General features: G+C 46.6%; 28 protein-coding genes. 12 read left to right on the top strand and 16 right to left on the bottom strand.

Features of this window, described 5'->3' with window-relative positions; translation table 11 throughout:
- Nucleotides 1–147: 147 nt before the first annotated feature.
- The 3 genes from ACXAH6_RS08540 to ACXAH6_RS08550 all read right to left on the bottom strand — a co-directional run bounded on the left by ACXAH6_RS08540 (nt 148) and on the right by ACXAH6_RS08550 (nt 2,100).
- On the bottom strand, nt 148–831 hold the full coding sequence (locus tag ACXAH6_RS08540) for a ChrR family anti-sigma-E factor (protein WP_474876243.1): 684 nt from the start codon (nt 829–831) through the stop codon (nt 148–150).
- Nucleotides 824–1,435, bottom strand: coding sequence for a sigma-70 family RNA polymerase sigma factor (locus ACXAH6_RS08545; RefSeq protein ID WP_474876244.1), 612 nt, complete (start codon nt 1,433–1,435; stop codon nt 824–826). Before ACXAH6_RS08545 ends, ACXAH6_RS08540 begins: the two co-directional genes overlap by 8 nt.
- An 89-nt stretch (nt 1,436–1,524) precedes the next feature.
- Nucleotides 1,525–2,100, bottom strand: a complete 576-nt coding sequence (locus ACXAH6_RS08550; RefSeq protein ID WP_474876245.1) for an LON peptidase substrate-binding domain-containing protein — start codon at nt 2,098–2,100, stop codon at nt 1,525–1,527.
- A gap of 126 nt (nt 2,101–2,226) precedes the next feature.
- On the opposite strand from ACXAH6_RS08550, the gene ACXAH6_RS08555 reads away from it, so the two are divergent.
- Genes ACXAH6_RS08555 through ACXAH6_RS08575 form a run of 5 tightly spaced genes read left to right on the top strand, consistent with a single transcriptional unit; the run spans nt 2,227 to nt 6,657 of the window.
- On the top strand, nt 2,227–2,685 hold the full coding sequence (locus tag ACXAH6_RS08555; RefSeq protein WP_474876246.1) for a nuclear transport factor 2 family protein: 459 nt from the start codon (nt 2,227–2,229) through the stop codon (nt 2,683–2,685).
- Nucleotides 2,682–3,392, top strand: a complete 711-nt coding sequence (locus tag ACXAH6_RS08560; RefSeq protein ID WP_474876247.1) for an SDR family NAD(P)-dependent oxidoreductase — start codon at nt 2,682–2,684, stop codon at nt 3,390–3,392. Before ACXAH6_RS08555 ends, ACXAH6_RS08560 begins: the two co-directional genes overlap by 4 nt.
- A gap of 18 nt (nt 3,393–3,410) precedes the next feature.
- A complete protein-coding gene (locus ACXAH6_RS08565; protein ID WP_474876248.1) occupies nt 3,411–4,673 on the top strand; it encodes an NAD(P)/FAD-dependent oxidoreductase in 1,263 nt (420 codons plus the stop codon).
- The gene (locus ACXAH6_RS08570; RefSeq protein WP_474876249.1) at nt 4,673–5,392 is read left to right on the top strand and encodes a DUF1365 domain-containing protein; all 720 of its coding nucleotides are present in this window, start codon (nt 4,673–4,675) and stop codon (nt 5,390–5,392) included. Before ACXAH6_RS08565 ends, ACXAH6_RS08570 begins: the two co-directional genes overlap by 1 nt.
- An 11-nt stretch (nt 5,393–5,403) precedes the next feature.
- The gene (locus ACXAH6_RS08575) at nt 5,404–6,657 is read left to right on the top strand and encodes a class I SAM-dependent methyltransferase (RefSeq protein WP_474876250.1); all 1,254 of its coding nucleotides are present in this window, start codon (nt 5,404–5,406) and stop codon (nt 6,655–6,657) included.
- Nucleotides 6,658–6,739: 82 nt separating this feature from the next.
- Here the strand turns inward: ACXAH6_RS08575 and ACXAH6_RS08580 are convergent, their stop codons facing one another.
- Both ACXAH6_RS08580 and pomA read right to left on the bottom strand, forming a co-directional pair.
- Nucleotides 6,740–7,675 carry a flagellar motor protein MotB gene (locus tag ACXAH6_RS08580; RefSeq protein ID WP_474876251.1) on the bottom strand — a complete coding sequence of 312 codons (936 nt, stop codon included), beginning with the start codon at nt 7,673–7,675 and terminating at the stop codon, nt 6,740–6,742.
- A 5-nt stretch (nt 7,676–7,680) separates the two neighbouring features.
- Nucleotides 7,681–8,442: a flagellar motor protein PomA gene (pomA, locus tag ACXAH6_RS08585; RefSeq protein ID WP_474876252.1), complete on the bottom strand. Its 762-nt coding sequence runs from the start codon at nt 8,440–8,442 to the stop codon at nt 7,681–7,683.
- A 289-nt stretch (nt 8,443–8,731) separates the two neighbouring features.
- Here pomA and xseB point away from each other — a divergent pair, with 289 nt between their 5' ends.
- The 4 genes from xseB (at nt 8,732) to ACXAH6_RS08605 (ending at nt 13,084) form a co-directional block, all read left to right on the top strand.
- The gene (gene xseB / locus ACXAH6_RS08590) at nt 8,732–8,977 is read left to right on the top strand and encodes an exodeoxyribonuclease VII small subunit (protein WP_474876253.1); all 246 of its coding nucleotides are present in this window, start codon (nt 8,732–8,734) and stop codon (nt 8,975–8,977) included.
- Nucleotide 8,978: 1 nt separating this feature from the next.
- The gene (ispA, locus tag ACXAH6_RS08595) at nt 8,979–9,869 is read left to right on the top strand and encodes a (2E,6E)-farnesyl diphosphate synthase (protein ID WP_474876254.1); all 891 of its coding nucleotides are present in this window, start codon (nt 8,979–8,981) and stop codon (nt 9,867–9,869) included.
- Between the two features lie 36 nt (nt 9,870–9,905).
- Nucleotides 9,906–11,792 carry a 1-deoxy-D-xylulose-5-phosphate synthase gene (dxs, locus tag ACXAH6_RS08600; RefSeq protein ID WP_474876255.1) on the top strand — a complete coding sequence of 629 codons (1,887 nt, stop codon included), beginning with the start codon at nt 9,906–9,908 and terminating at the stop codon, nt 11,790–11,792.
- A gap of 65 nt (nt 11,793–11,857) precedes the next feature.
- On the top strand, nt 11,858–13,084 hold the full coding sequence (locus tag ACXAH6_RS08605; protein WP_474876256.1) for a GGDEF domain-containing protein: 1,227 nt from the start codon (nt 11,858–11,860) through the stop codon (nt 13,082–13,084).
- 12 nt (nt 13,085–13,096) lie between these two features.
- Here ACXAH6_RS08605 and ACXAH6_RS08610 read toward each other — a convergent pair whose 3' ends face one another.
- The 10 genes from ACXAH6_RS08610 to lpxD all read right to left on the bottom strand — a co-directional run bounded on the left by ACXAH6_RS08610 (nt 13,097) and on the right by lpxD (nt 21,469).
- Nucleotides 13,097–13,579: a phosphatidylglycerophosphatase A family protein gene (locus tag ACXAH6_RS08610; RefSeq protein WP_474876257.1), complete on the bottom strand. Its 483-nt coding sequence runs from the start codon at nt 13,577–13,579 to the stop codon at nt 13,097–13,099.
- The gene (thiL, locus tag ACXAH6_RS08615; RefSeq protein WP_474876258.1) at nt 13,579–14,547 is read right to left on the bottom strand and encodes a thiamine-phosphate kinase; all 969 of its coding nucleotides are present in this window, start codon (nt 14,545–14,547) and stop codon (nt 13,579–13,581) included. Before thiL ends, ACXAH6_RS08610 begins: the two co-directional genes overlap by 1 nt.
- 57 nt (nt 14,548–14,604) lie before the next feature.
- The gene (gene nusB / locus ACXAH6_RS08620; protein ID WP_474876259.1) at nt 14,605–15,024 is read right to left on the bottom strand and encodes a transcription antitermination factor NusB; all 420 of its coding nucleotides are present in this window, start codon (nt 15,022–15,024) and stop codon (nt 14,605–14,607) included.
- 2 nt (nt 15,025–15,026) lie between these two features.
- Nucleotides 15,027–15,509, bottom strand: a complete 483-nt coding sequence (ribH, locus tag ACXAH6_RS08625) for a 6,7-dimethyl-8-ribityllumazine synthase (protein WP_474876260.1) — start codon at nt 15,507–15,509, stop codon at nt 15,027–15,029.
- Between the two features lie 62 nt (nt 15,510–15,571).
- Nucleotides 15,572–16,672 (bottom strand): bifunctional 3,4-dihydroxy-2-butanone-4-phosphate synthase/GTP cyclohydrolase II, encoded by a 1,101-nt coding sequence (ribBA, locus tag ACXAH6_RS08630; protein ID WP_474876261.1) that lies wholly within the window; start codon nt 16,670–16,672, stop codon nt 15,572–15,574.
- A 28-nt stretch (nt 16,673–16,700) separates the two neighbouring features.
- Nucleotides 16,701–17,366 carry a riboflavin synthase gene (locus tag ACXAH6_RS08635; RefSeq protein WP_474876262.1) on the bottom strand — a complete coding sequence of 222 codons (666 nt, stop codon included), beginning with the start codon at nt 17,364–17,366 and terminating at the stop codon, nt 16,701–16,703.
- 4 nt (nt 17,367–17,370) lie between these two features.
- Nucleotides 17,371–18,540, bottom strand: a complete 1,170-nt coding sequence (ribD, locus tag ACXAH6_RS08640) for a bifunctional diaminohydroxyphosphoribosylaminopyrimidine deaminase/5-amino-6-(5-phosphoribosylamino)uracil reductase RibD (RefSeq protein WP_474876263.1) — start codon at nt 18,538–18,540, stop codon at nt 17,371–17,373.
- Nucleotides 18,541–18,545: 5 nt separating this feature from the next.
- On the bottom strand, nt 18,546–18,995 hold the full coding sequence (gene nrdR / locus ACXAH6_RS08645; RefSeq protein ID WP_474876264.1) for a transcriptional regulator NrdR: 450 nt from the start codon (nt 18,993–18,995) through the stop codon (nt 18,546–18,548).
- Nucleotides 18,996–19,056: 61 nt separating this feature from the next.
- Complete coding sequence (gene glyA, locus ACXAH6_RS08650; RefSeq protein ID WP_474876265.1) at nt 19,057–20,313, bottom strand: serine hydroxymethyltransferase; 1,257 nt, start codon at nt 20,311–20,313, stop codon at nt 19,057–19,059.
- Nucleotides 20,314–20,449: 136 nt separating this feature from the next.
- The gene (gene lpxD / locus ACXAH6_RS08655) at nt 20,450–21,469 is read right to left on the bottom strand and encodes a UDP-3-O-(3-hydroxymyristoyl)glucosamine N-acyltransferase (RefSeq protein ID WP_474876266.1); all 1,020 of its coding nucleotides are present in this window, start codon (nt 21,467–21,469) and stop codon (nt 20,450–20,452) included.
- A gap of 179 nt (nt 21,470–21,648) precedes the next feature.
- On the opposite strand from lpxD, the gene ettA reads away from it, so the two are divergent.
- From ettA to ACXAH6_RS08670, 3 genes are all read left to right on the top strand, one after another.
- Nucleotides 21,649–23,316: an energy-dependent translational throttle protein EttA gene (gene ettA / locus ACXAH6_RS08660; protein ID WP_474876267.1), complete on the top strand. Its 1,668-nt coding sequence runs from the start codon at nt 21,649–21,651 to the stop codon at nt 23,314–23,316.
- Between the two features lie 114 nt (nt 23,317–23,430).
- Nucleotides 23,431–23,835, top strand: coding sequence for a PilZ domain-containing protein (locus ACXAH6_RS08665; RefSeq protein ID WP_474876268.1), 405 nt, complete (start codon nt 23,431–23,433; stop codon nt 23,833–23,835).
- A gap of 162 nt (nt 23,836–23,997) precedes the next feature.
- The gene (locus ACXAH6_RS08670; protein WP_474876269.1) at nt 23,998–25,386 is read left to right on the top strand and encodes a hypothetical protein; all 1,389 of its coding nucleotides are present in this window, start codon (nt 23,998–24,000) and stop codon (nt 25,384–25,386) included.
- A 72-nt stretch (nt 25,387–25,458) separates the two neighbouring features.
- Here the strand turns inward: ACXAH6_RS08670 and radA are convergent, their stop codons facing one another.
- Nucleotides 25,459–26,820, bottom strand: coding sequence for a DNA repair protein RadA (gene radA / locus ACXAH6_RS08675; RefSeq protein ID WP_474876270.1), 1,362 nt, complete (start codon nt 26,818–26,820; stop codon nt 25,459–25,461).
- Between the last annotated feature and the right edge of the window lie 175 nt (nt 26,821–26,995).

The following is a 26,995-nucleotide window of genomic DNA, read 5'->3' on the forward strand; positions in this document are numbered from 1 at the left end:
ACCATGTGATGAGACTCGTACTTCCATCTTCGTAGCATACAGGCCTCGGACTCATTCATCCACGGGTAAACCCGTGGTGTTCTGTCGCTTCGCGACCGGTCACATAAAAAACCCGCGAAACGCGGGTTTTAAGCATTACCTATCAATTTATCGAAAGAAGAGATGACTAAAGGGGTTCAATAACCTTGCTAGCCCAGAAGTGAAATGCAAAGGTTGATCAACAATACTAAAAACCAAGCACCCTTCGTTTGAATCTGAACGTGGCGCATGGGTGTGCTCACCGTTCATATACAGAAAATCGCCGCTATCGTAGTTGTTCAGGCCATCGCTGAATTCACCGTTAATCACTAACGTCAGCTCAGAACCTCGATGTGTATGCTCCGGCACACCACCGCCCTGGCCCATGTAAATAAAATGCCCGACGCAGTCGTCACCAATTTCAACTGGGGCCTGCCACAGCTTGCCAACCATACTAGACCAATTGCCGGTTTTAGCCGCAAACCGTTGAAGTGTTCTTGGCAACGCGAATATTTTTCCGTCGAGCTCTATATGTTCGATACGCTGTGACGGCACAGCAATCGCTTCTGCCGCTGGCGTTTGTGTAATGTTGGCCATCATCACATCCAGCGCTTGCTTGTCGATAACGCTGTGATCAGGCACAACCTCTTCTTCAAATACGACCTTGGCTAATTGTTCGGTTTCTTGCTGCAAGCGATGGCTACAGTGACTACACATGTCGCAGTGCGCTGAAATAACCAACGACTCGGTCGCAGATAAACCCCCCATAGCAAAATGCTTGAGTTGCTCCGGTGTGGGATGAAACTTAATCATGGTCTTGCAACATACCTTTCAAACGTTGTAGGGCAAGTCGGGTCCGCGACTTCACCGTACCAAGAGGGATCGCCAGTTCGTCTGCGACTTCTTGTTGCGACTTACCGTCTATGTAAATCGCTTCTATCACCACTTTTTGTTTATCGGGAAGACTTTCAAACAAGTGCCCAATTTGCTCAAGCGTGACCTGTTCGTCCAAACTCGTCTCATTAGCGTCGGCTGTTTGTTCACACAATACTGGCCACAAATCGTCAGAAGCAATATCTTCCTTACGATTTTGCTGTTTGCGCAGCATATCAAAACGAATGTTCCGTGCAATCGTGAAAATCCATGTTGAAGGCGAACCTTTCTCCGCATTGAACAAATGCGCTTTCTGCCACACATTTGACATGGTGTCTTGCACTAGCTCCATCGCCAGTGCTTCGTTACCCATTTGCTTGAGAGCATAAGAGCGTAAACGAGGCGCGAAGTAACCAAAAACGCGTGCGAAGGCCACTTTACACCTGTCTTCTGCTACACGTACCAGATGCGCGGACATTTCGTCTGCACAGTCTTTAGGCTTGACTACACTGTTACTCTCTTCCAAAGGAATTCCAACTAGCATTTATTGAGTCCGTTTTGCCCGACATACACACTATTACGGGCCCTGTTGCAGTTTGGATCAGTTTTTTGCTAAAAAAGCGAATGAAACAACTAGTCGACCAAACTCAATAAGTAGTTTAGCACTTTGTGAGAGTCACTTTGCTGAAGAAATTCTTGTTTTAGGCCAGATTCAATCGGCACTAGCTCTAACCATCTATAAATAATCCACAGCGGGTCTTCAAACTGAGGGTGGTTGTGCAGTTTATTGAGTTCAGGATAACGTTCAAATATTTCCTTCAGTCGTTGTTGTAACAAACGAATATCGCCCAATGTGATATTGCAACACCAAGGAGGGATGGCTTCAATCCTACCAACCCGCAATTCATCGGCTTCAGTCTGAATGTGACTAATAGACACCGCATATTCGCCCGCCACTGTCACGCCAAGCAAGCCATCTTCCAGCAAATCGAAGTCTACGATAGTCGCATAGGTACCCACAGAGTGAATATGGGTATTGTGTGCTTTGCTGCCTTTTGCATTGAGCATACACATCACAAAGCCAGACCCGGCCGCACAGGCTTCTTTGATCATACGCGTGTAACGAGGTTCGAAAATACGCAATGCCATGCGGCCCCCCGGAAGGAGGTGCGCAGATAGTGGAAAAAGAGGTACGTTAGATTGCTGCATACTTCTCATGGTCTGACGGATAAAATCAATTATCAAACATTACGAATAAAAAAATGCATTGGATCTTCGTCTGTGAAATATTTATTTAATTCAATGTGATCTTCACAATTAGTAAAGGAGTACTGTATGAGAAACAACAATGCCACTTGCATTATGACTACAATCGAGCGCTTCTCTCTATTTTATCAAGAACTTGCCCACGCTGATTTGGACGAACTCAGTTCCATCTACGCCCAAGACGTAGAGCTTATCGACCCTGTTGGCACACACAAAGGCCTGCCCGCTTTACGCGCCTACTTCGAAAACTTACTCACCAATACAGAACAATGCCAATTTACTATTCATAACCTGCATCAAACCCAAATAGGAGTCGACACAGAGTCGGCGTTTTTGACCTGGACCATGAATGTACGTCACCCCAAATTTGCGCGACCTATCGTGTTAGACGGTTCCAGCGAACTTAGGTTGAGCAAAGATCGCATTGTATATCACCGAGACTATTATGATTTGGGTCAAATGGTTTATGAACACATTCCTCTGCTCGGCCGTATTATCAAAAAAATTAAAAGTAGGTTGAAAGGATGACGCGTTTATTGATCACAGGGGCAACCTCCGGAATTGGTAAAGCACTGGCAATAGCCGCTGCCCAGCAAGGCTACAGCGTGGTTGCTTGTGGTAGAAATGAAGCGGTGCTTAACGAACTTTGTGCGCACCCTCTGATTACATCGTTATGTTTTGACGTGACAAATAAGTCAGACACACAATCGGCACTGGCAACGGCCGATTGTGACGTAGTTGTGTTGAATGCGGGCACTTGTGAATATGTCGACACTGATAGTATTGAACCAGAAATGTTTGAACGCGTTTTTGCAACTAACTTTTTTGGCATTGTGAATTGTGTAGCCGCGCTGCTACCAAATTTGAAAAATGGATCACAACTTGTCATTGTAGACAGTATGGCAAGATTACTGCCGTTTACTCGCTCTCAGGCTTATGGCGCAAGCAAAGCCGCCCTGCATTATTTTACCAAGAGCATGGATGTAGACCTAAAAGCAAAGGGAATTATTGTGCAATCTGTATCTCCGGGTTTCGTAGAAACGCCATTGACCGACAAGAACGACTTTGAAATGCCGATGAAAATCTCTGTCGAACAAGCGGCGAATGCGATGCTTAAAGGCATACAACAAAAGCGTACGAGTATTTATTTCCCAATGCGATTTGGGCTAATGCTGCGTACCCTCAACCTTTTACCTGACGCGCTGAAAACCTGGCTTTCCAGTCGTATGATCTAGCTTGATTAGAGAGTAATAATGAAAAAAAACATCGCCATCATAGGGACGGGTATTTCAGGGTTAACCTGTGCGCACCTTCTCAGTAAAAAACATGCTGTTACTGTTTATGAAGCGAACGACTACATTGGAGGGCACACTGCCACCAAAGACGTGATCGTAGATGGAAAATCTTATGCTATCGACACGGGCTTTATCGTTTTTAATGACTGGACATACCCCAACTTCATTAAGCTCATGGAGCAACTCGGTGTAGCAAAACAAGCAACAGAAATGAGTTTTTCGGTGACTCACTTGGGCACCAACATCGAATACAACGGCCACAATATCAATACCTTGTTTTCCCAACGACGCAACTGGTTGCGCCCCCGTTTTTGGCGAATTGTGAAGGATATTCTAGCGTTCAACAAAGCCTGTAAGGCACTCGTTGATACCCATACCGAAGTGCCTGCCGTTACCCTCTATGAATTTATACAACAACAAAAGCTAAGCGAGGATTTCAGTCAACACTATATTTTGCCAATGTGTGCCGCCATATGGTCTGCAAGCATAGAGCAAACCAAACAATTCCCGTTGGCGTTTTTCTTGAAATTCTTCAACAACCACGGGCTTCTTAATATCAAAGACCGTCCACAATGGTATACGTTAATAGGCGGCTCTCGTAGCTATATTCAGCCCTTGGTCGCGAACTTTAAAGACAACATTCGCTTAAATACCGCGGTGACCAAAGTAAAACGTGTGAATGGCCAGCTTGAAGTGACTGATAACCAAGGTCAACAAACCCTATTCGACGAAGTGATTTTTGCGTGCCACAGTGACCAAGCTCTTGCAATGCTAGACTCACCTTCACCACAGCAACGCTCTATCCTCAGCGCTATTCCATACGCTCAAAACGACGTAGTACTGCACACAGATACCACACAACTACCAAAGCGTAAATTAGCGTGGGCGAGCTGGAATTACCGAATTAATGGCGCAAAAGATGAACAACAAAAACCCGCCACAGTCACGTATGACATGAACATATTACAATGTATCGATGCACCGGTTACCTTTTGTGTCAGTTTGAATAACGACGACATTGACAACAGCAAAGTGTTGGGCCGATATCAATATAGTCACCCCCAGTTCAGCGAAACGATGGTGGCGGCGCAACAAGCGCGCTCGCAAATTTGTGGTGTTGACCAACTGCATTTTTGCGGTGCTTATTGGTATAACGGCTTCCACGAAGACGGAGTACGCAGCGCGTTGGATGTATGTGCAAGGTTTGGGGTGAGCTTGTAATGGAAAGCGGTATATATACAGGCACCGTTTTTCATGAGCGGTTTTATCCAACCCAACACGCGTTTGATTACCGTATTGTGATGCTGTGGTTACACCTTGACGAGATAGATGAGGTGAACCAAAACGTTCGTGGTTTTTCGACATCGGGGTTTGCGCCTATTCAATTTAAACGCTCAGATTACCTTGGCCCCACCACTCTGCCGTTAAAAAAATGCGTTCTCGACAAGATGTCCGAACTCGATGGGACTACACTTGAAGGAGATGTGTTTTTTCTTGGTCAAGTACGTAACTTTGGTATTTATTTTAGTCCGGTGAACTTTTATTTTTTAAGACAACAGCACACTTTTACGCATATGCTCGCCGAAGTGAGCAACACGCCATGGAATGAGCGCCACTATTACTTGGTTGACTTAGACGCTCAGACAGATAGCGAAAAAGTCTTTCACGTATCACCGTTTAACCCCATCGACATGACCTATAAATGGCGTATTGCCCAGCCCTCGTCGCATTGCAACATAGCACTTGAATGCCATAAACAAGGCAAACATTTCTCCGCTGGCGTAAATTTAGTTCTGCAAGAAATGAACTCAACGAATTTAAAACGCGTAATAACACGCATACCCGTTATGACAGTAAAAACCATAGTGGGGATTTATTGGCAAGCCCTAAGACTATGGCTTAAACGCACACCAATTTATGCGCACCCGAAAAACAGCTAGGAATAAAAATAATGTCACACGGTGAAACCACGTTAACCACTACCTCACAAGCAGCAGGCTTAGACAAACTATGTCGCGCCCTTTTTATTCGACTAGTATCTCACCTTCCCGATGGTCACTTAATTATACGTGAGCAAGGTGACGTAATAGCAAAATGTGGCAACAGTCATAGCGAACTCGTAGCTGAGGTTAATGTGCTCTCGCCCTCCGCTTATAAACATTTGTTATTCGGGGGGAGCGTAGCTGCCGGTGAGAGTTTTACCAATGGATTATGGACAAGCCCCGAGTTAACAAACGTTATTCGATTATTTGCGCGTAATTTGCCCACGCTCGACCGCTGGGAAGCGCGCCTTAAATGGTTAACTTACCCCACCACCAAACTTCAACATTTGGCGCGACGCAATACCCAAGTACAAGCGAAAAAGAATATCTCGGCGCATTACGACCTTGGAAACAAGTTGTACACTCGCTTTCTCGACAATAGCATGATGTATTCATCTGCCATTTATCCCGATCCTAATTCTTCGCTTGCAGATGCCCAGTCACATAAATTAAAAACAATTTGTGACAAGCTACAATTAAACCCAAACGACCATTTGATGGAAATTGGCACCGGCTGGGGTGGGCTGGCAGTGTTTGCAGCGAAAAACTATGGCTGCAAAGTAACCACGACGACTATTTCTGAAGAGCAATTTGCTTATGCAAAAGCATGGGTAGAAAAAGAAAACTTGTCCGACAAAATCACCCTATTGAAAAAAGACTATCGCTTATTGGAAGGGCAATATTCAAAGTTAGTGTCTATCGAAATGATTGAAGCGGTTGGTAAGGAGTTTATGGGCAACTTCTTCCAAAAGTGTAACAGTTTACTCAAGCCCGATGGGCTAATGTTATTGCAGTCGATCACAATTGATGATCGCCGATACGACAAGTACGCACGCGGAGTCGACTTTATTCAGAAACACATTTTCCCCGGTGGTTTTTTACCCTCTCAACTGGTACTCAATCAGTCGTTGAAAAAACACACCAATATGATGATCCGAGATTTGCAGGATATAGGCCTCGACTATGCGCGAACATTACGAGATTGGTATGAGGCATTTGTGTCAGCGAAAGAGCCGTTATTGCACGATGGCTACGACGAACGTTTTATGAGAATGTGGGAATACTACTTAAAATATTGTGAAGGCGGGTTTTTAGAGCGGACAATCTCCACCGTGCAATTGCTTCTGAGCAAGCCACGTTTTATTCAAGATATTGTCAGATAACCCTTTACCTCGCTGAAGCACACATGCCAGTCAACCCGACTGGCATGATAATGTACGAAGTATTGAGGTTTAGTGTCGTTGATTACTCTTCTTCAACAACCGAGATAGGATTCGAGCGAATTGGCTCACCTTGATTGATGTTAATTTCAACCCTGCGATTACGCGCGCGCTCTTCGGCAGTTTGTGGATTTTCAACCAAAGGATCGGAAGACGCCTTACCCACCACAGACATACGACTTTCATCAAACCCTGGCGCTAGACGTAATTCTTCGGCCACCGCCACGGCTCGTTGAGCCGACAAGTCCCAATTGGAGCGATACAACTCATTTGAAATATTCTGACTGTCGCTATGGCCCGAGATTTCCAATTTTCCCGGCATATCGACGAGTAACTTCCCTATTTTAGCTAAAATGGGTTTGAATTGCGGCTGCAAAAACGCAGACCCCGCAGAAAACGAACCATTTTCTCTAATTCGAATCGTGATTTGTTGGCCTAACGATTCCATTTCAATTGAGCCATCGAGAATTTCTTTTTGCAGTTGTTGGGCGATCTTCTTCATCATTTCGTTGTCTTGCACTTGATCTGAGCTTTGCGAAGCTGAAGATGCTTGTTGCTGTGCCGTTTGTTGACTTTGCCCACCACGTTGTGTACCACGCTGTTTCTGACGCCCCCCAGCAGAGTCTTCGTCGCCGGCTTGAAACTCCAGCATTTGCTGGGTCATTTCTATTGTTTGTTGCTGAATCGTCTCGATAGGCGTTGGGTCTGGGCGACCAGGGCGAAACTCCATTGCGATAACACTTGTGCCTTTTGGAATGTCTTTTACTTCAATTTTATTTTGCACACCAAAGGCAAATTTCATCGACCCGGCTATCTGCTTAAATTTAAGCACATCCATTTCAGAGAAGGCGAGCAGAAGTACGAAGAAACACATCAATAGTGACATGAGATCCGCAAAGGTCCCCATCCAAGCAGGTAAGCCCTCTGGGGGGCACTTAGGACATTCTTCCTGTTGTGCCATTGCGATTACTCTTCTTCGCCTGTACCGCGTTTACTCGCAGCAAGGTAGTTTTTCAAAATCCCTTCAATAACACGGGGGTTTTGGCCATCTGCAATGCCCACGATGCCGTCGAGTACTAATGATTGATTTAACTTTTCTTGCTCTTTGCGATTGGCGAGTTTTGCCGCGATAGGCAAACAAATTACGTTGGCAAGAAAGGCACCATACAGCGTAGTTAACAAAGCAACTGCCATTGCTGGACCAATCGCCTTAGGGTCATCCATGTTTGACAACATCGCCACCAGACCAATCAAGGTGCCAATCATTCCCATTGCGGGCGCAACGTCACCAAAGCCTTTGAAAATGCCAATACCAAACTCGTGACGCTCTGTGGTCATAGTGATGTCTTTGTACAGAGTTTCGCGTACAACTTCTATGTCGTGGCCGTCAACCAACATGTCGACGCCTTTTTGCATAAACTCATTACTGATCTCGGCCTCTTCCAGTGCTAAAAAGCCACCTTTACGTGCCGCATCAGCCATTTCAACAATTTTGTCGATTAGCTCTTCTGGCCCTTCAATCTTAAACATGAAGGCTTTGCCAGCAATTTTACCTGCGCCGAAAAACTGCCCGAGGGTAAATTGAGAAAGTACGACGAATAAACTGCCGCAAAATACGATGAGTACTGATGGCACGTCGATAAACATGCCCATTTCACCACCCAGCATCATGGCCATGACAACAAAGCCTATCGCACCTAACATGCCTATGACGGTAGCTAAATCCACCTGTTCTTCCTCATCCTCTGTGTATCGCCAGTAACGTTAACGCTAGCGCAACGCGTTGATTTTCGCCAGATTAACCTACATTTACTTGCGAGTCATTGTAGTCTGTCTCACATTTTATCGACAATTTTTAAGATTTCTACAGCTTAAAAACACACTCGTCGCTATTCAACGTGCGGTTCTGCGCTATAAAACAGGGAAATTCAGGGGATAACCCACAAAGCATTTGACCCTGTTTACCCCCTCAGTTAATGTGCGACCATTCAAGAAATTCAAACTTAAAGAGAACTACGTGAGCGATAAATCAACTTCTGACACGCCCTCATTCGAAGCCTCTCTCGCCGAACTCGAAACCTTAGTTAGAGAAATGGAATCTGGCGATTTACCACTCAATGTTGCTTTAGAAAAATTTGAGCGCGGTATTAAACTCTCTCGAGTCAGCCAGCAAGCTTTGCAAGACGCAGAGCAAAAAGTAAAAATACTGCTCGAGCAAAATGGCCAAGCGAATTTAGAAGATTTCGTGAGCGACGAGGATTGATATGGACTTTACGTCCTTACACAACAGCATTAAACAAGACACAGATGCCGCACTGCTCGCGCTAGTAGAAAGTTTGCCTGATCATGCCTTGCGCTTAAAGCAGGCGATGCAACACGCATTATTAGCAGGTGGCAAACGAATGCGCCCATTGCTCGTACACCTAGTGGGCAATGCGTTGGATGTGCCTAAAAAAGATCAGCTGGCTATCGCCGTTGCCATTGAATGCATTCACGCTTACTCGCTGGTTCATGATGATCTGCCAGCAATGGATGACGACGATTTACGTCGCGGGCAACCCACTTGTCACATCGCATTTGACGAGGCCACAGCGATTCTTGCTGGCGATGCATTGCAAACACAAGCATTTACTGTACTTGCTGAATTCCCAATGAGTGATTTTGCTCATGGGCAGCGACTTGAGCTCGTTAAGATTCTGGCTAAAGCCAGTGGTTACCTAGGAATGTGTGGTGGCCAAGCGATTGATCTCGCCGCAACGGGTAAATCAATTGATGTTGATCGATTAACACAATTACACCGTTTAAAAACTGGCGCATTGCTAGAGGCGTGTGTGTCTATGTCTGCCGCGGTATGCCCAGATATTAGTGATAACGATTTGAACACGTTAAAAACATTCGCTCGTAGTATTGGGCTTGCGTTCCAAGTACAGGACGACATATTAGATGTAACCGCCAGTACCGCACAGCTAGGTAAACCAATGGGTTCAGATGAAGCTCAAGGTAAAAATACTTACCCCGCTTTACTCGGTTTAGACGGTGCGCGTGAAGAATTAACAAGATTACACACACAAGCGCTTCAAGCGCTGGCCGCTTTCCCCTACAATACGGAATATCTGATCGCATTTACCGATCTCATGGTCAATCGAGACCATTGATAGTGATATCGTAAAGAGAAAATAGAATAACAAGTAATGACTTTAGATTTAGCGCATTATCCCACATTGGCACTCGCGCAAACACCAGAAGACCTAAGGCAACTTCCTCAAGATAAGCTAAAAACCTTGTCTGATGAATTGCGCCAGTATTTACTGACTTGTGTGAGCCAAAGTAGCGGTCATTTCGCCTCGGGGTTGGGCACCGTTGAGCTGACCGTTGCTTTACATTATGTGTATAACACACCATTCGACCGTTTAATTTGGGATGTGGGGCATCAAGCCTACCCCCATAAGATTTTGACGGGTCGAGCCGAACGTATGGGCTCTATTCGCAAGAAAGAGGGCTTGCACCCGTTTCCTTGGCCGCCAGAAAGTGACTTTGATACCTTTGCGGTCGGTCACTCTTCTACATCTATCAGTGCTGCTCTCGGTATGGCTGTGGCAGCAGAAAAAGAAGCGGAAGGTCGAAAAGTCGTTGCCGTTATCGGCGATGGTGCAATGACAGCTGGCATGGCGTTTGAAGCCTTGAATCACGCTGGCGACATCAAGAAAGACATGGTCGTTGTGCTCAACGACAACGAAATGTCGATCTCTGAAAATGTGGGGGCGTTGAATAGTCACCTTGCCCGTCTTCTTACTGGCAATTTATTTAATAGCATCCGCGACGGCGGTAAAAAGCTGCTCAGTAACGTGCCACCGATAAAAGAATTTGCCAGCCGTGCAGAAGAGCACATCAAAGGCATGGTAGTACCGGGTACAATTTTTGAAGAATTAGGGTTTAATTACATTGGCCCTATTGACGGCCACGACGTGAATGGTGTGGTAGATACACTGCGAAATATGCGAAAAATAAAAGGCCCGCAAATTCTTCACGTTGTCACTAAAAAAGGTAAAGGTTACCCGCAGGCGGAAAAAGACCCAATTAAGTTCCACGCGGTGCCTAAGTTTAACCCTGAAGACGACACGCTTCCGGTTTCACCACCGTCGAAGCCCACTTTTTCTGCGATTTTCGGTCAATGGTTGTGTGACATGGCCGCGGTCGATCCAAAGCTCATGGCAGTGACTCCGGCCATGCGCGAAGGCTCAGGTATGGTGGCATTTTCGCAACAATACCCCGACCAGTATTTTGACGTTGCAATAGCCGAACAACACGCTGTGACCTTTGCTGCAGGTTTGGCAAAAGAAGGTTACAACGCCGTTGTAGCCATTTATTCCACGTTTTTGCAACGCGCCTACGATCAGTTAATTCACGATGTGGCACTGCAAAACCTTCCCGTGTTATTTGCCGTTGACCGTGCTGGTATTGTCGGCGCTGATGGCCCTACTCACCAAGGTGCATTTGATATTGCCTATCTTCGCTGCATCCCTAATTTAGTGATTATGGCGCCAGCGGATGAAAACGAATGTCGTCAAATGCTATACACGGGCCATAAGGCACAAGTACCAGCGGTGGTGCGCTATCCCAGAGGTACAGGTGACGGCACCGAAGCTCAGCAAACTATGAGCGCAATGACGATTGGTGAAAGCCGTACAATTAAGCAAGGCCGCAAAGTGGCGATCTTAAACTTCGGCACGTTACTTCCTTATGCCAAAGAAGCGGCTGAAACACTAGACGCCACAGTCATCGACATGCGTTTTGTGAAGCCGCTCGATACTGCAATTATCGATAAATTAGTATTTGACCACGACTATTTCGTTACCCTTGAAGACGGCTGTGTAATGGGCGGAGCGGGCTCGGTGGTCGGCGAATACCTGATGTCTAAACAGTATAGCAATAAGCTGCTACAGCTTGGTTTACCAGACAGCTTTATCGCGCAAGGAACGCAAACCGAAATGTATGCTGAGCACGGTTTGGACACTGCGGGAATTGTTGCACGTGTCAATGCATTTACCGGCAGTCAATCGAAAGACTCGCACAAATAATGCAAAAGGCGCGTACCCACTAGGTTCGCGCCTTTTTCGATTGAATCGCCTCATAAAAGGTCACTATGTTTGCGATTACCTCTTTTATTCGAGCCTTGTTAATTCCGCTGTTATTTGCCTTTCTCGGATTGGCTGCCACGTGGCTTCAACCGCCAATTTTGGCCCCCTTAGGGCTACATTTTGAGTCAGTATTAAGCTGTGCATGTATTCTGGCTATTTTGCTGTCAGCAGGGTTTGGGCGCGCTCGCGTCATATTACCCAATATGGGTTTACTTCTCTTAGTGTGGTTATTGCCACTTCTACCGTTTATTCAAGCAGACCAGAGCTATATCGCCCTTGCCGGAGCAATAACGGCATTGCTCGTACTACGCGAAAAAGGGTTAAGAATAACAAGCTTACTGCAACGAGTTGTGTTATTCGGTGCTATCGCCGCATTCATCTATACAGCGCTTAAATATGGCAACCCTTTGGCCAACCCAGTTTTGTCTCAGGTCTATGAAGGGTTGAATCAATTATCCTCAACGCTTGCCGCCTCATACACGGCATTAGAAGCAGTAGTAGTTGGCGTATTACTGTTTAGCAGTACCTTAATGGTGTTCATACGAACAACGGCCATTCATGTTAGTACACTGGCTTGCGTATGGGTGTTTGCACTTTCTCCAGCGTTTATGTACTGGGTAGACCATTATCACTATACCCCCTACTACTGGCTCATTGTGCCTGTGGTAGCATGCTTTGCCGTGGTAAAAGATGCATTTCATATGGCTTATCGAGACGAACTTACTGGTATTCCTTCGCGACGTGCATTAATGCAACTTGTTCAAGGGCTTGGCCGCAAGTACACCTTGGTTATGTGCGACGTAGACCACTTTAAAAAGTTTAACGACACCTGGGGCCATGATACAGGCGACGAAGTACTCAAGCTCGTTGCCAGTCGTTTAAGCCGTGTGTCTGGCGGTGGCAAGGCATATCGTTATGGCGGCGAAGAATTCACGCTTGTGTTTGCAGGAAAAACCCCCGACCAAGTATTGCCGTTTGTTGAACAAGTCAGAGAAGAATTAGCCAACTACCCGTTGGTGATTAGGAAGAAACCGCGCCCATCAAAAGCACCAAAGAAACAAGCCAATCCTAAAACCGAATTGAAGCGCGTGCATATTAGTTGTAGCTTCGGTATGGCACAGCGTACTGCTGATATTAAAACCTTTCCGGCTATCTTAAAACAGGCTGATATTGCGCTCTATGATGCAAAAAAAGCGGGAAGAAACTGTGTAAAGATATCGCGTTTTGCTTGAGTAATTACGCGATTACAGAATGCTGAAAAGCAACAGGTGCATAACGGCACAAGACATGATGCCTGCAATGATATCGTCAAGCATAATCCCTACGCCACCGTGAACATGCTTATCGACATAGCGTATGGGCCAGGGTTTGAGAATATCGAACAAGCGGAACAACACAAAGCCCACAACGAGGTTTGTCGCCGTTAACGGCACAAAACAAAATGTGATGAACATACCTGCGATCTCATCCCAAACAATAGAACCATGATCATGCACTTTCATATCGTTGGCGGTTACGTCACACAGGTAATTACCAATCCAGCTCGCTAAAACGGCTGCTACCACCAGTGCCCAAGGGCTTAATGGGATGAACAATAGCAACAACGGAATGGCAGCTAACGAACCAAACGTACCAGGCATCAAAGGAATAAGGCCACTACCGAAGCCCAGCGCTAAAAAGTGTATCGGGTTGCGTAGGCTTACCCGTTTCCTCAACGCGGCGTCCATTAAAAGTTATGCTCGTAGCCTTTACCCTCTCCCGGCAGTGTGTAGGGAGAATCATAAAGGCGAAAGTCGCACTGGCCATTGTAGCCATTCACTTGACCGATACAGGTAGCCTGTACATTGGCACTGGCAAGAGAGGTTTCTAAATTACCGCGTTGCTCTTCGCTCACGGTAAAAATTAACTCGTAATCGTCACCGGCGGTCAATGCCATTTCATACGCTTTTTTGGCGCCAACGGTTTTGAACAACTCAGTGGATATAGGTAAACGGTCGATATGGATTTGCGCACCACAGCCCGACGCTTTTAAGATATGACGAATATCAGAGGCCAAACCATCTGAAACATCGATACAGGCATTCGCAGTGCGTCGAAGCGCTGTGCCCGCCATCACTCGTGGCGTGGGATACAGGTGTCGGTTAACTAAAAACTCGCGATTTTCGTCGGCGACTTCAAGTTGGTTTTGCAAAATTGCCAATCCCGCACCAGCATCGCCTAATGTGCCTGTAACGTAAATCCAATCGCCTGGCTTTGCGCTGCTGCGTTTAAGTGCATTGTCTGGGGGGATAAAGCCTTGTGCCGTAATGGTTAACGACAACGGGCCAGAAACGGTATCGCCACCGATCAGTTGAACCGAATAGTACTCGGTGAGTTCATACAAGCCTTTGGCAAACTCACTTAACCAGGCTTCATCACAGAATGGCATCGATAGCGACAAGCTGATCCACGCAGGTTCGGCTCCCATGGCGGCGAGGTCGCTAAGGTTTACCGCTACAGCTTTGTAAGCAACCGAACGGGCCGGTGCTTGCTTTAAGAAGTGTACGCCTTCTACCAGCGTATCTGTGGTAATAGCGAGTTGTTGGTTCGCAGGCATCTGCGTCACCGCACAATCGTCACCTATGCCAACAAGTACATCTTTGCGATGATGCCCTCCCTGGGCAAAGTATCGACTTATTAGGTCAAATTCTTTCACGGTATACTTAACGCTTTACTCGTTGATCCACTACGCTGGTTGACTGTCGAAACGATATTAAGCTTCGTTTTGACGAAGTTTTCTCACGGCTTTGTCGAGCGCACCATTAACAAACTTGTGGCTTTCTTCAGCACCGAAAGATTTAGCTAGCTCAATGGCTTCGTTGATCACCACTTTAAACGGCACATCAATACAATGAACAAGCTCGTATGTTGCCAATCGAAGGATTGCTTTTTCGATAGGGTCTAGCTCTTCTGGCAAGCGGCCTAGATAAGGTTTAATTGCTGTATCAAGCTCGCTAGCGTTTTTAGCTACACCGCGCAATAAACTTTGGAACAACGACATATCAACGCCGTCCATGTTATTGCTTGTTGCCAATGCCAGTTCAACTTGAGCGATATCGTTACCGCTCATTTGCCAAGAGTAAATCCCTTGAACTGCTAGTTCTCTAGCACGATGTCTTGGAGATACCTTCACGCTTAGGCTCCGATTACTGAATCAAGCTCAGCCATTACGTTCACCATTTCTAGCGCACCTAATGCTGCTTCTGACCCTTTGTTACCGGCTTTTGTGCCAGAGCGCTCAATGGCTTGTTCGATAGAATCTGTGGTGATGACACCGAAAGAAACAGGGATAGAATATTCAAGTGATACTTGAGCTAGGCCTTTGTTGCATTCGCCAGCGACGAAATCGAAGTGAGGTGTACCACCGCGAATTACTGCACCCAATGCAATGATGGCATCAAATTTACCGCTTTCTGCCAATTTTTTCGCAGCAACCGGTAGCTCATAAGCTCCAGGTACACGTACCAAAGTGATATTCTCATCACTGACTTCGCCGTGTCTTTCCAACGTATCTAATGCGCCTTCTAACAGACTCTCAACAACAAAGCTGTTAAAACGAGACACTACAATTGCAAATTTTTTACCTGTGGCTCTGATATTGCCTTCAATTACCTGCATCACTTAAACCCTATTTTCAAAACGGCGCGAAGTATAGCACACCTTCAACGAAACCCAATGTATTAGTCGTGGATATACTCAACAACTTCCAGTCCAAAACCCGATAAAGCGTGATACTTAATCGGTTTGCTCAGCAAGCGCATCTGTTTAACGCCCAAGGTAGCCAAAATTTGACTACCAACACCCACTGTACGCGATGAACCCTGCCAGTTTTTACCTGTGGGTTGCTCGCCACGATCTTCCGCAGCAAAGCGTTGCACTTGCGTTTCAATGTCTTCGTCTTTGCCAAGCAGCACTAAAACTCCGCCTTCTTTCGCAATGCGCTCCATCGCTTGGGGAAGCGTCATAGACCGATTAATCGCACGCGTAGAGCCCAACAAATCACTCAGTGTATTTTGTAAGTGAACCCTAACTAATGTGGGTGAGTCCTGTTTAATCTCACCGCGCTTCAATGCAAAGTGTAGTTGATTGTCGATGACATCTTTGTAGGTGTGTAATTCAAATTCACCAAATTCTGTGGGCAAGGTACATTCGGCCACTTTTTCAATTGTGGTTTCATTGAGGTTACGGTATTCAATCAAATCGGCAATCGTACCAATTTTCAAATCGTGTTGTTTAGCAAACGACTCCAGTTGAGGGCGACGCGCCATAGAGCCGTCTTCATTCAGTATTTCCACGATAACCGCGGCCGGTTCGCAACCCGCTAACCGCGCTAGGTCAACGCCAGCTTCGGTATGACCGGCTCGGTTGAGTACACCACCGTCTTTGGCGATCAACGGGAAAATATGGCCCGGCTGAACGATGTCTTCCGCCTTCGCGTCTTTGTTAACGGCGGCTAAAATTGTGGTGGCTCGGTCGGCCGCCGAAATGCCTGTTGTCACGCCTTCTGCCGCTTCAATCGATACGGTAAAGTTCGTAGAAAACTGCGCTTGGTTTTTATCTACCATCAAGGGTAATTTCAACTTACGGCAGCGTTCTTGTGTCATAGGCAAACACACTAAACCGCGAGCGTGCGTTACCATAAAGTTGATCGCTTCAGGCGTCACGTGCTCAGCCGCCATGATTAGGTCGCCTTCATTTTCGCGGTCTTCATCATCCATCAGGATAACCATTTTACCCTGGCGAATATCTTCAATAATTTCTTGGCTTGTATTAAATGTCATATTTTCTTATTCAATCGTAGGGTGGGGTTTAACGTTTTAAAAAACCATTTTCGGCTAAAAAAGCCAAATCAATATTCGACGTTTTTTCTGCTTGAGCAGCTTTATCACCGAGCATTAAACGCTCTAAGTAGCGGGCGATAACATCAACTTCTAAATTGACCTTTGACCCCACTTTATATTCACTCATGATAGTTTCTTGCAAAGTATGCGGGATAATCCACAGCATAAACTCCGCACCATTCACTTTATTCACGGTTAAGCTAATACCGTCAACGGTAATACTGCCTTTGTGAGCAATATATTTAGCTAATTCGTCAGGCGCTTTAACCCAAAATTCGATGTAATCGGTATGATGAATAACTTGGGTGATTTTACCCACGCCGTCAACGTGGCCAGACACAATATGACCACCAAAACGGCTGTTAACCTGCATGGCTTTTTCCAGGTTAACAGGCATGCCCGGTTGATAATCGGCAAACCCCGTTAAACGAATGGTCTCTGCTGATACGTCAACACTGTAACTTGATTGGTCAAAATCCACCACGGTGAGACACACACCATTGGTCGCAATACTGTCTCCTAGCGCGACATCAGACATATCCAGCTTTCCTGCTGATACGGTTAATCGAATATCTTCGCCCCGGCGATCCATCGATTTGATGGTACCCAAGGCTTCAATAATGCCGGTAAACATACGTCTACTCCGGTTGAGAAATATGTTGGTGAGCGTGAGGGGTTAAGTAGGTCATTTTTATATCTTGCCCTACCTGTACAACCGTTTGAAGCGACAGTGACAGGACACTATCCATGGTTTCACGCTTATCAATTAAAAACATGTCTTGTGCATCAGGCCCCATTATCTTGGCCGCTTGATACACAATCACTTCATCCACTAACCCTTGCTCCAGCAAGGCGCCAGTGAGGCCTGAACCTGCTTCTACCCACACTTCATTATGGCTAGCACGGCCGAGTTCATCCAATAATGCTGAAAGAGAAATGTGGGCGTGTTCGTCAGAATCAAGCGCTAAATGCTTCACCGACGGGGAAAATACCTGATTAGGTGGCTGATTCGACACTAGGGTAACGGGATGACCGTCGTTGAACATCTTCAATGTGGGTGACAATACCCCCTTGCTATCTATTACCACACGCTCGGGTTGTCGCAATTCGGTTAGGGGATAATCGGTTAGATCAAATTCTGTGGCGCGAACTAACAAGCTTGGATTGTCATACTTCGCCGTACCACTGCCAGTTAACACGACACATGACGCTGCGCGATGACGTTGCACATCTTTTCGGGCAGCAGGGCCTGTAATCCATTGGCTCACACCATTTTGCAATGCCACCTTGCCATCAACTGAGCTTGCCATCTTCACCGTCACCCACGGTTGTCCTTGGACCATGCGCTTGATAAAGCCTCGATTGAGCGCTATTGCCTCTTGCTCCATCACCTGCGTAGTAACGGCAATACCCGCATCTGTTAGCATTTTAAGGCCTCGACCACTCACTTGAGGATTGGGGTCGGTCATGGCGACCACCACACGAGCAACCTTAGCTTTAATCAGCGCTTCGGCACACGGAGGTGTGCGGCCATAATGGCTACAAGGTTCTAAAGTGACGTAGGCGGTTGCACCTTGTGAGTGTGATTTTGCTTGCGCCAAAGCATGGACTTCAGCGTGCGGAGTGCCAGCTTGAATGTGAAAACCTTGGCCCACTATTTCATTATTGGGCGCTACAATCACGCACCCTACTCGTGGATTAGGCGAAGTGGTATACCGGCCTTTACTGGCAAGTTGAATGGCCAATGCCATATAGCGGTAATCTTGCGCACTGGCGGTTTGACTACCCACCAAAAACGATGCTGTCATGGTGATTAATCACCTAATTTTGCTATTTCTTCACCGAACTCGCGAATATCTTCAAATGAACGATAAACCGATGCAAAGCGCACATAGGCAACTTTGTCGAGTTCCTTGAGGGCATCCATAATGAGGCTGCCGAGCAATTCACTCTCTACTTCTCGCTCTCCGGTGGCACGGAGTTTAGACTTCAGAGAAAGAATGCATTGCTCGACACTTTCTGTATTTACAGGGCGTTTTTCTAACGCACGCTGTAAACCTGCGCGGAGCTTTTCTTCGTTGAAAGGTTCGATAGTGCCGTCGCGTTTGATCACTCTTGGCATGACCAGCTCGGCACTTTCAAACGTGGTAAAACGTTCATGGCACTGAGCACATTCGCGACGGCGACGCACCTGATGCCCTTCCGCCACCAACCTAGAGTCGATAACTTTTGTTTCCTGTGCGGAGCAAAATGGGCAAAACATAGTGAGTCCTCTCTATCTGTGGCCTGTGGTATCACAGGCCATGTCCTGTATTAACTAGTGCTTATGGGTATACAGGGAAGCGTGAGCAAAGCTCAATTACTTCGTTCTTAACGCGTTCTACAACGCTTTCGTCACCCATGTTGTCCAAGATATCACAAATCCAGTTTGCAACTTGTTGCGCTTCAGCTTCGTTGAAACCACGGCGTGTGATTGCTGGAGTACCGATGCGCAGACCGCTAGTAACAAATGGAGAGCGTGGATCTTTTGGCACTGAGTTTTTGTTTACTGTGATGTTGGCGCGGCCAAGGGCAGCATCAGCATCTTTACCAGTAATATCTTTATCAATAAGGTCTAACAAAAACAAGTGGTTGTCAGTACCGCCAGACACGATTTTGTAACCGCGTTCTTGCATTACTTTGCACATGGCTTTTGCGTTGGTCACAACCTGTTGTTGATAAACTTTAAATTCTGGCTCAAGTGCTTCTTTGAACGCCACCGCTTTTGCAGCAATAACATGACACAAAGGACCACCCTGATTACCAGGGAATACTGAGCTATTGAATTTCTTGTACAGATCTTCATCGCCACAGGCAGACAAGATCAAGCCGCCACGAGGGCCTGCAAGGGTTTTGTGCGTAGTGGTTGTAACAACGTGCGCGTGAGGTAGAGGGTTAGGATAAACGCCCGCCGCTACCAAGCCAGCAACGTGCGCCATGTCTACCATCAGGTAAGCGCCTACTTTGTCCGCGATAGCGCGGAAGCGTTGCCAGTCAACAATACCAGAGTAAGCAGAGAATCCACCAATGATCATTTTTGGCTTGTGCTCTTCAGCCAAAGCTTCTACTTGATCATAATCGATTTCCCCCGTCTCTTCGTTCAAACCGTACTGTACCGCATTGTAGGTTTTACCAGAGAAGTTAACGTGAGAACCGTGTGTTAAGTGACCACCTTCAGACAAGCTCATGCCCAATACCGTATCACCTGCGTTAAGCAAGGCCATAAATACAGCTGAGTTGGCTTGTGAACCCGAGTGAGGCTGCACGTTTGCGTAATCTGCACCGAAAAGCTGCTTAGCGCGTTCGATGGCTAAATCTTCGGCAATGTCTACATACTCACAACCGCCATAATAGCGCTTGCCCGGATATCCTTCCGCGTACTTGTTGGTTAACTGAGAACCCTGCGCTTCCATTACACGTGGGCTACAGTAGTTTTCAGATGCAATAAGTTCGATGTGTTGTTCCTGACGCTGCGTTTCTTTATCAATAGCGGCGGCTAATTCAGGATCGAAATCGGCTATGTTCATTTCGCGGGGTAACATGAAGGCTCCTTAACTGCGTTTCTATGGCGATAACGAGTCGCATATTCTAGTCATTTTGGGCGCTATGTATACTGCTTTATCGCAGAATTGTCATAATTGTGTACAGCAAACAAAACGAATCGCGCCCAAGCTGTGTTTATTCACCTTTCTCCAGTGCTTTCACACGTGAATACAGGCTATCTAACTGTTTATTTCTGACTACGTTTTTACGCCACTCTCGGTTCTTCATGGCGGGTTGGCCAGACGAATAAACGCCAGGTTCGGTGATATCTGTCACCACCATTGTGTATCCTGTCACCTGCACGCCATCACAAATGCTCAAGTGCCCGCTTATACCGCATCCACCTGCAATAATGACATATTTACCGATGGTAGCACTGCCTGCAATACCCGTGGCGCCGCAGATACAAGAATGGTCGCCAATGACACAGTTGTGGCCAATTTGCACTTGGTTATCAATGATCACATTTTTACCAATGCGTGTGTCATCTAATGCGCCGCGATCAATCGTCGTCGACGACCCAATTTGGCTGTCGTCGCCAATCACCACTGAACCGGTTTGAGGGATCGGCAACCAAGTGCCTTGGTCATTAGCATACCCGAAGCCGTCAGCACCAATCACGGTTTGACTGTGTACTCTCACGCGCTTACCAATACGAACGCGATGATAAATTGTGGTGTTGGGATGAATGACACTGCCATCGCCTATTACAGCACCTTCACCGATGTACACATTTGCCCCGATAACCACATTGTTACCCAAGATGACATTTTTCTCGATAACAGCATGTGGGCCAATGGCGACGTTGTCACCCAGTGTTGCACTATCGTCAATCACCGCGGTCGCGTGTTTTGACGTAGCCACAGGAGGTGTGGTGTCAAACAATTGGGCAATGCGCGCAAAGGCCGCATGCGGGTTGCTATGCAGCAAACTGGCACCCGTGTATTCGTCTGCGTATTTAGGGTGGATAATCACCGCCCCAGCATCGGTAGAATCGAGTTGTGGTTTATACTTAATATTAGTCAGAAACGATACTTGGCTGTTTGTGGCTTTTTCTAAGGTGTTCACACCGTTCAATTCCACACTGCCGTCGCCCTTTACATCACCGCCAACTTGTTCGGCTAGCTCTGTCAGGGTAAAAGAAGACTTGGTCATAAAAATACTATCCCTATGCCTGAATTGGTTGTCATCCTACTTGATTTTCGGCTCATCGTCGCCTTTCCTTTTACTCAGCCTAGATAAATGTTCAGTTTTCCACCGGTTACGGTGAAAGTTATAGTCAATACTGGCTGATATTGATTACAATAACCCTTTATTTTTGCCAAGGACATGACATGTCTCAATACGTATATTCGATGCACAGAGTGGGTAAAATAGTCCCACCAAATCGACAAATTTTAAAAGATATCTCTCTGAGCTTTTTCCCTGGCGCCAAAATTGGTGTACTCGGTCTAAACGGCGCTGGTAAATCAACCTTACTGCGCATCATGGCAGGTATTGATACCGAAATTGAAGGTGAAGCTCGCCCACAGCCCGGCTTGAAAATTGGTTACCTTCCTCAAGAACCTCAATTAAATGAAGACAAAGACGTACGCGGTAACATTGAAGAAGCCGTCGCTGATGTCGCTCATGCCCTTAAGCGTTTGGATGAAGTATACGCCGCTTATGCTGACCCTGATGCAGATTTCGATGCATTGGCAAAAGAACAAGGTGAATTAGAAGCCATCATTCAAACCAAAGACGGTCACAACTTAGAAAATGCCCTTGAGCGTGCAGCCGATGCCTTGCGCCTACCGCCTTGGGATGCCGACGTAACCAAGCTCTCTGGTGGTGAGCGTCGACGCGTAGCCCTGTGTAAGCTATTGCTTGAAAAACCAGAAATGTTGTTACTCGACGAACCAACCAACCACTTGGATGCAGAATCAGTAGCCTGGTTAGAGCGCTTCCTACACGATTATGAAGGCACAGTGGTAGCCATTACCCACGACCGTTATTTCTTGGATAACGTAGCGGGCTGGATATTAGAACTTGACCGTGGCTACGGTATTCCATGGGAAGGCAACTACTCTTCATGGCTTGATCAAAAAGACAAGCGTCTTGAGCAAGAAGAACGCGCTGAGAACGCTCGTCAAAAATCAATCAAGCAAGAACTTGAGTGGGTACGCACCAACCCTAAAGGTCGTCAAGCCAAGAGCAAGGCACGTATGGCACGATTTGAAGAGTTGTCGAGTGGCGATTACCAAAAACGCAACGAGACTAACGAACTATTTATTCCGCCAGGTGAGCGATTAGGTGACAAGGTCATTGAAGTAGAAGGCTTGGGTAAATCATACGGCGACCGCCTGTTGATCGACGACCTCACCTTTAAAGTGCCTAAAGGCGCAATCGTGGGCATTATTGGTCCGAACGGCGCTGGTAAATCAACCCTATTCCGTATGCTTTCTGGCAAGGAAGAAGCGGACAAAGGTTCTATCACTGTGGGTGAAACGGTACAGCTTGCTAGCGTTGAGCAGTTCCGCGACCACATGGACGAGAACAACACGGTTTACAAAGAAATTTCCGACGACCAAGACATCATCCGTATTGGCAACTTTGAAATTAATAGCCGCGCATATTGTAGCCGCTTTAACTTTAAAGGTACTGACCAATCAAAATTCATCAAAGATTTGTCGGGCGGTGAGCGCAACCGTGTGCATTTAGCGAAGCTATTAAAAGCTGGCGGTAACGTGTTGCTACTGGATGAGCCCACCAACGACCTTGACGTTGAAACACTGCGAGCACTGGAAAATGCGCTGCTTGAGTTCCCGGGTTGCGCCATGGTTATATCGCACGACCGTTGGTTCTTAGACCGCGTAGCCACGCATATTATGGACTACCGCGATGAAGGTAAGATTAATTTCTACGAAGGCAACTACACCGACTACGAAGCTTGGCTAAAAGACACTTATGGTCAAGATGTGGTTGAGCCACACCGTTTGAAATACAAGAAAATCGCCAAATAATCTGGTAGAACCCTCATTGATAAAAGTCGGGAAAGTATTCGTACTCTCCCGACTTTTTTGTTGGTGAAAATAGCGCTACACTAAACGTGATAACATCTTCAGTGGTGAGAGATAATGCGTCAAGAACAACGGCAATTTACACGTATTCCAATCAACTTCAATGGCACGCTCTCCGCGCAGCAAAACACGTGGCCGGTGACCATACTCGACGTATCGATTCAAGGCTTTAAAGTGCAAGTGCCTCAAGCGGCATTGGGCCATGCACATTCACAATTCACCCTTACGTTAAAACCAAATGATGAAAGTCCGGCCATTGCCTGCGCTGTGTTACTAACATACACCGCTGACGCTCCCAACCACCAAAATTCGACCACTATTGATACCGGCATGAAAATTGTGAATACCGACGTTAATTCAATGGCCGATTTACGGCGTTTATTATTGCTCAATAGCGGCAAACAGACTTTGGAACAACAAGAATTAACCGCCCTACTGGATCATATTTTCGCGTCGGCGTAGCTCTCGCCCACCCAAACTGACACTAACTGACATTTAATAACACTACCTTATTGTTTTTGCTAAACATTTACAGCATGACACATAGGGGTTACTGAACATCTTCGATAAGCTCTTGCTCTAACTGTCAACTCAATGACCCACAACTAAAAGCAAGAGAATGCCATGACATTTACGCGTAAGTTTTTACTCGCCACACTTTGCCTGCCCGGTTTAGTAGCATGCGGAGGCTCAAGCTCATCGTCTGATGATGAGTCTGAAACCAGCACAGACACCACTATTACCGTTATGGACGGATACCTTACTGCCGCTCAAGTCTATATAGACAGCAATCAAGATGGCGTGGCAGACAGCGACGAATACATTGGTGATACTGACGAGAATGGCGAAATCGTGATCACTGAAGCGCAATCTGCTTATGCCATTATTGCTAACGTCGTTGCGGGCGAAGCGTTTGATGCAGACAGAGTGGGTGTTGTGACTCGTTCATATACCCTGGCTGCCGAGGCGGGTAACGTTGTGGTGACGCCTTATACTACCCTCGCATTCCATTCTGATTATACGTTAACAGATATCGCCAACGAATTAGATCTAAACAGTAACAATTTGTCTGGCAACTACATTTCTTTGAAGTCGACGTCTTCTCGAAAGAATTCATCTACTAAAATTCACGCCGTCGCCCGTGGGTTAGCGGATGATATGGCTATTTATGGCAGTGATTACGATACCGACGCCTTAATGACTTTGTTAAAGACGCAAATTACCGCAGTGGAAAGCTACATTAATACCTACGGCTATGACGCGGTAGATTTAGTCACACCGCGGATCATTGATGATAGTGTCACTATTGTGAACAATTACACTACGCTCAGTGATTACTTGGGCGCTGGCGAAACATGGTATGTCAACCACACCAATAGCGCTGTACAAGCCTCTGACGGCGAGACAGCGCTGACCTTTGACGTAGAAAACAAGCAATTTGAAGTGTACGATCAAAACGACACTTACACGGAAACACGAGATTATCTGATCGATGACACCAGTCTGGTATCAACCGGCAGTCAAACCGACACCTTTATGGCATTAATGCCATCAATCGCATTGAATTTTGATACCCTTTCTGGCGAATTGGAAATCTGGAGTGAATCCAGCATCGACTACCCTTTCGAGGCCCAGTTACTTACCAGCACGGCATTCTCTGGCCAGACGTGGTATATGTTAGTAGACAGCAGTAGCACATCTACGCCGAGCCTGTTAAATGTCACTTTAGACTTTTCTGAGTTGTCAGACTCGCCTACTGGCACCGTTACTGCCACTGACGACGACGGCACCGTTGAAGGTAGTTATTATGTTACCACCATCACTCATGATGACCTGGGCGTAGTAGCCCCACTTTACCTTCAATTTGATTCAGGGCTAGACAGCCTAGCGCTAACCAAAGTCACTAGCATGGAAGACATAGAAATTTACTATGATTTAAATGCAAGCAAGTATGTTATTTTCACGACCAATCCTGATTTGGCGGCGTATCTAGCCGACACGATTAACGGTTAAGGTAAACCGCAAACAGCGCGGTTGTTCATAAGCAAAGAACAACCGCTTTATCATCTCGTATCACGCGAAACATTAAAGGGCGTCTAACGCCTCACTCAATTGACTTACCCCAATCACTGACAATCCCTCGATAGCTTGTTTAGGGGCGTTGGATTTTGGCACAATGGCACGTTTAAAACCGTGTTTCGCTGCTTCAATCAAGCGCTCAGTGCCATTGGGAACCGGGCGAATTTCACCAGCCAGCCCCACTTCGCCAAATACAATAAGCTCCCGTGGCAAAGCGTTATTGCGAAAGCTCGAAACCATCGCCAATAGCAGAGCTAAGTCAGCACTGGTTTCCGCGACTTTCACGCCGCCAACCACATTCACAAATACATCTTGGTCGTTCATCTGAATATTACCGTGGCGGTGCAACACAGCCAGTAACATGGCCAATCTGTTTTGCTCCAACCCCACGGCGATACGGCGAGGATGACCCACTTGGGAGTAGTCAACCAAGGCTTGAATTTCAACAAGCAATGGCCGAGTGCCTTCCCAAATCACCATAACACTGGATCCCGGCGCCTGATTGTCGCCACGGCTTAAGAAAATAGCTGAGGGGTTATTCACTTCTTTCAGCCCCTTTTCGGTCATCGCAAACACGCCAAGTTCATTAACGGCGCCAAAACGGTTTTTGTGGCTACGCAGGGTGCGATACCGACCGTCGCTGTCTCCCTCCAGCATCATGGAACAATCGATACAGTGCTCTAGCACTTTCGGGCCAGCTAGATTACCGTCTTTGGTCACATGACCTACGATAAACATAGCAATGTGATGTTGTTTAGCGAAACGCGTGAGGTAAGCTGCGCTCTCTCTTACTTGCGACACACTGCCGGGCGCCGACTGCACATCAGATACATGCATTACCTGTATAGAGTCAATAACCATGACTTGAGGTTTAACGGTTAACGCCAACTGACAAATCGTCTCCACATTGGTTTCCGCAAGCATTTTCAATTTGTCGTTCGGTAAGCCCAAACGATTAGCTCGCATTGCCACTTGTTGCAGTGACTCTTCCCCTGTAACGTACAAAGCAGTATTGACTGCCGCTTGTTTACACATCACCTGTAGTAACAGGGTGCTTTTCCCTGCTCCCGGCGAGCCACCAATCAACATGGCCGAGCCGGGTACAATACCGCCACCTAATACTCTATCCAATTCTTTAAAGCTAGAGCCGATACGCGGTAGCGCCGCTAAATCAATTTCATTCAGGGTTTCGATCTTACTTGCGGTTTGGCCTGCATAACCGGTTAAATTTTCTCTGCTTCTGGCAGCTGGACTCACGACAAATTCAGAAATCGTGTTCCATGCCTTACATTCGGTACACTGCCCCTGCCAGCGGGGAAACTCGGCGCCGCAGTCAGAACAGACATAAGCGGTTTTACGTTTTGCCATAAATTCATTTTCTCATCGCACTTTTACCGCTATTCTATCTTAATAAGCGATAAGTGGTAGAGCGTCAGCCTGAATCAGTGCCTTAGGCTAGATTTTGATGATAAACCCATCAAATTTGGTCTAACATTCAACTGATTGGATTTCCTGCCGATACCCCTAATAGTCACAAACCGAC

The organism is Alteromonas sp. ABE4_545 (genome assembly GCF_056161325.1).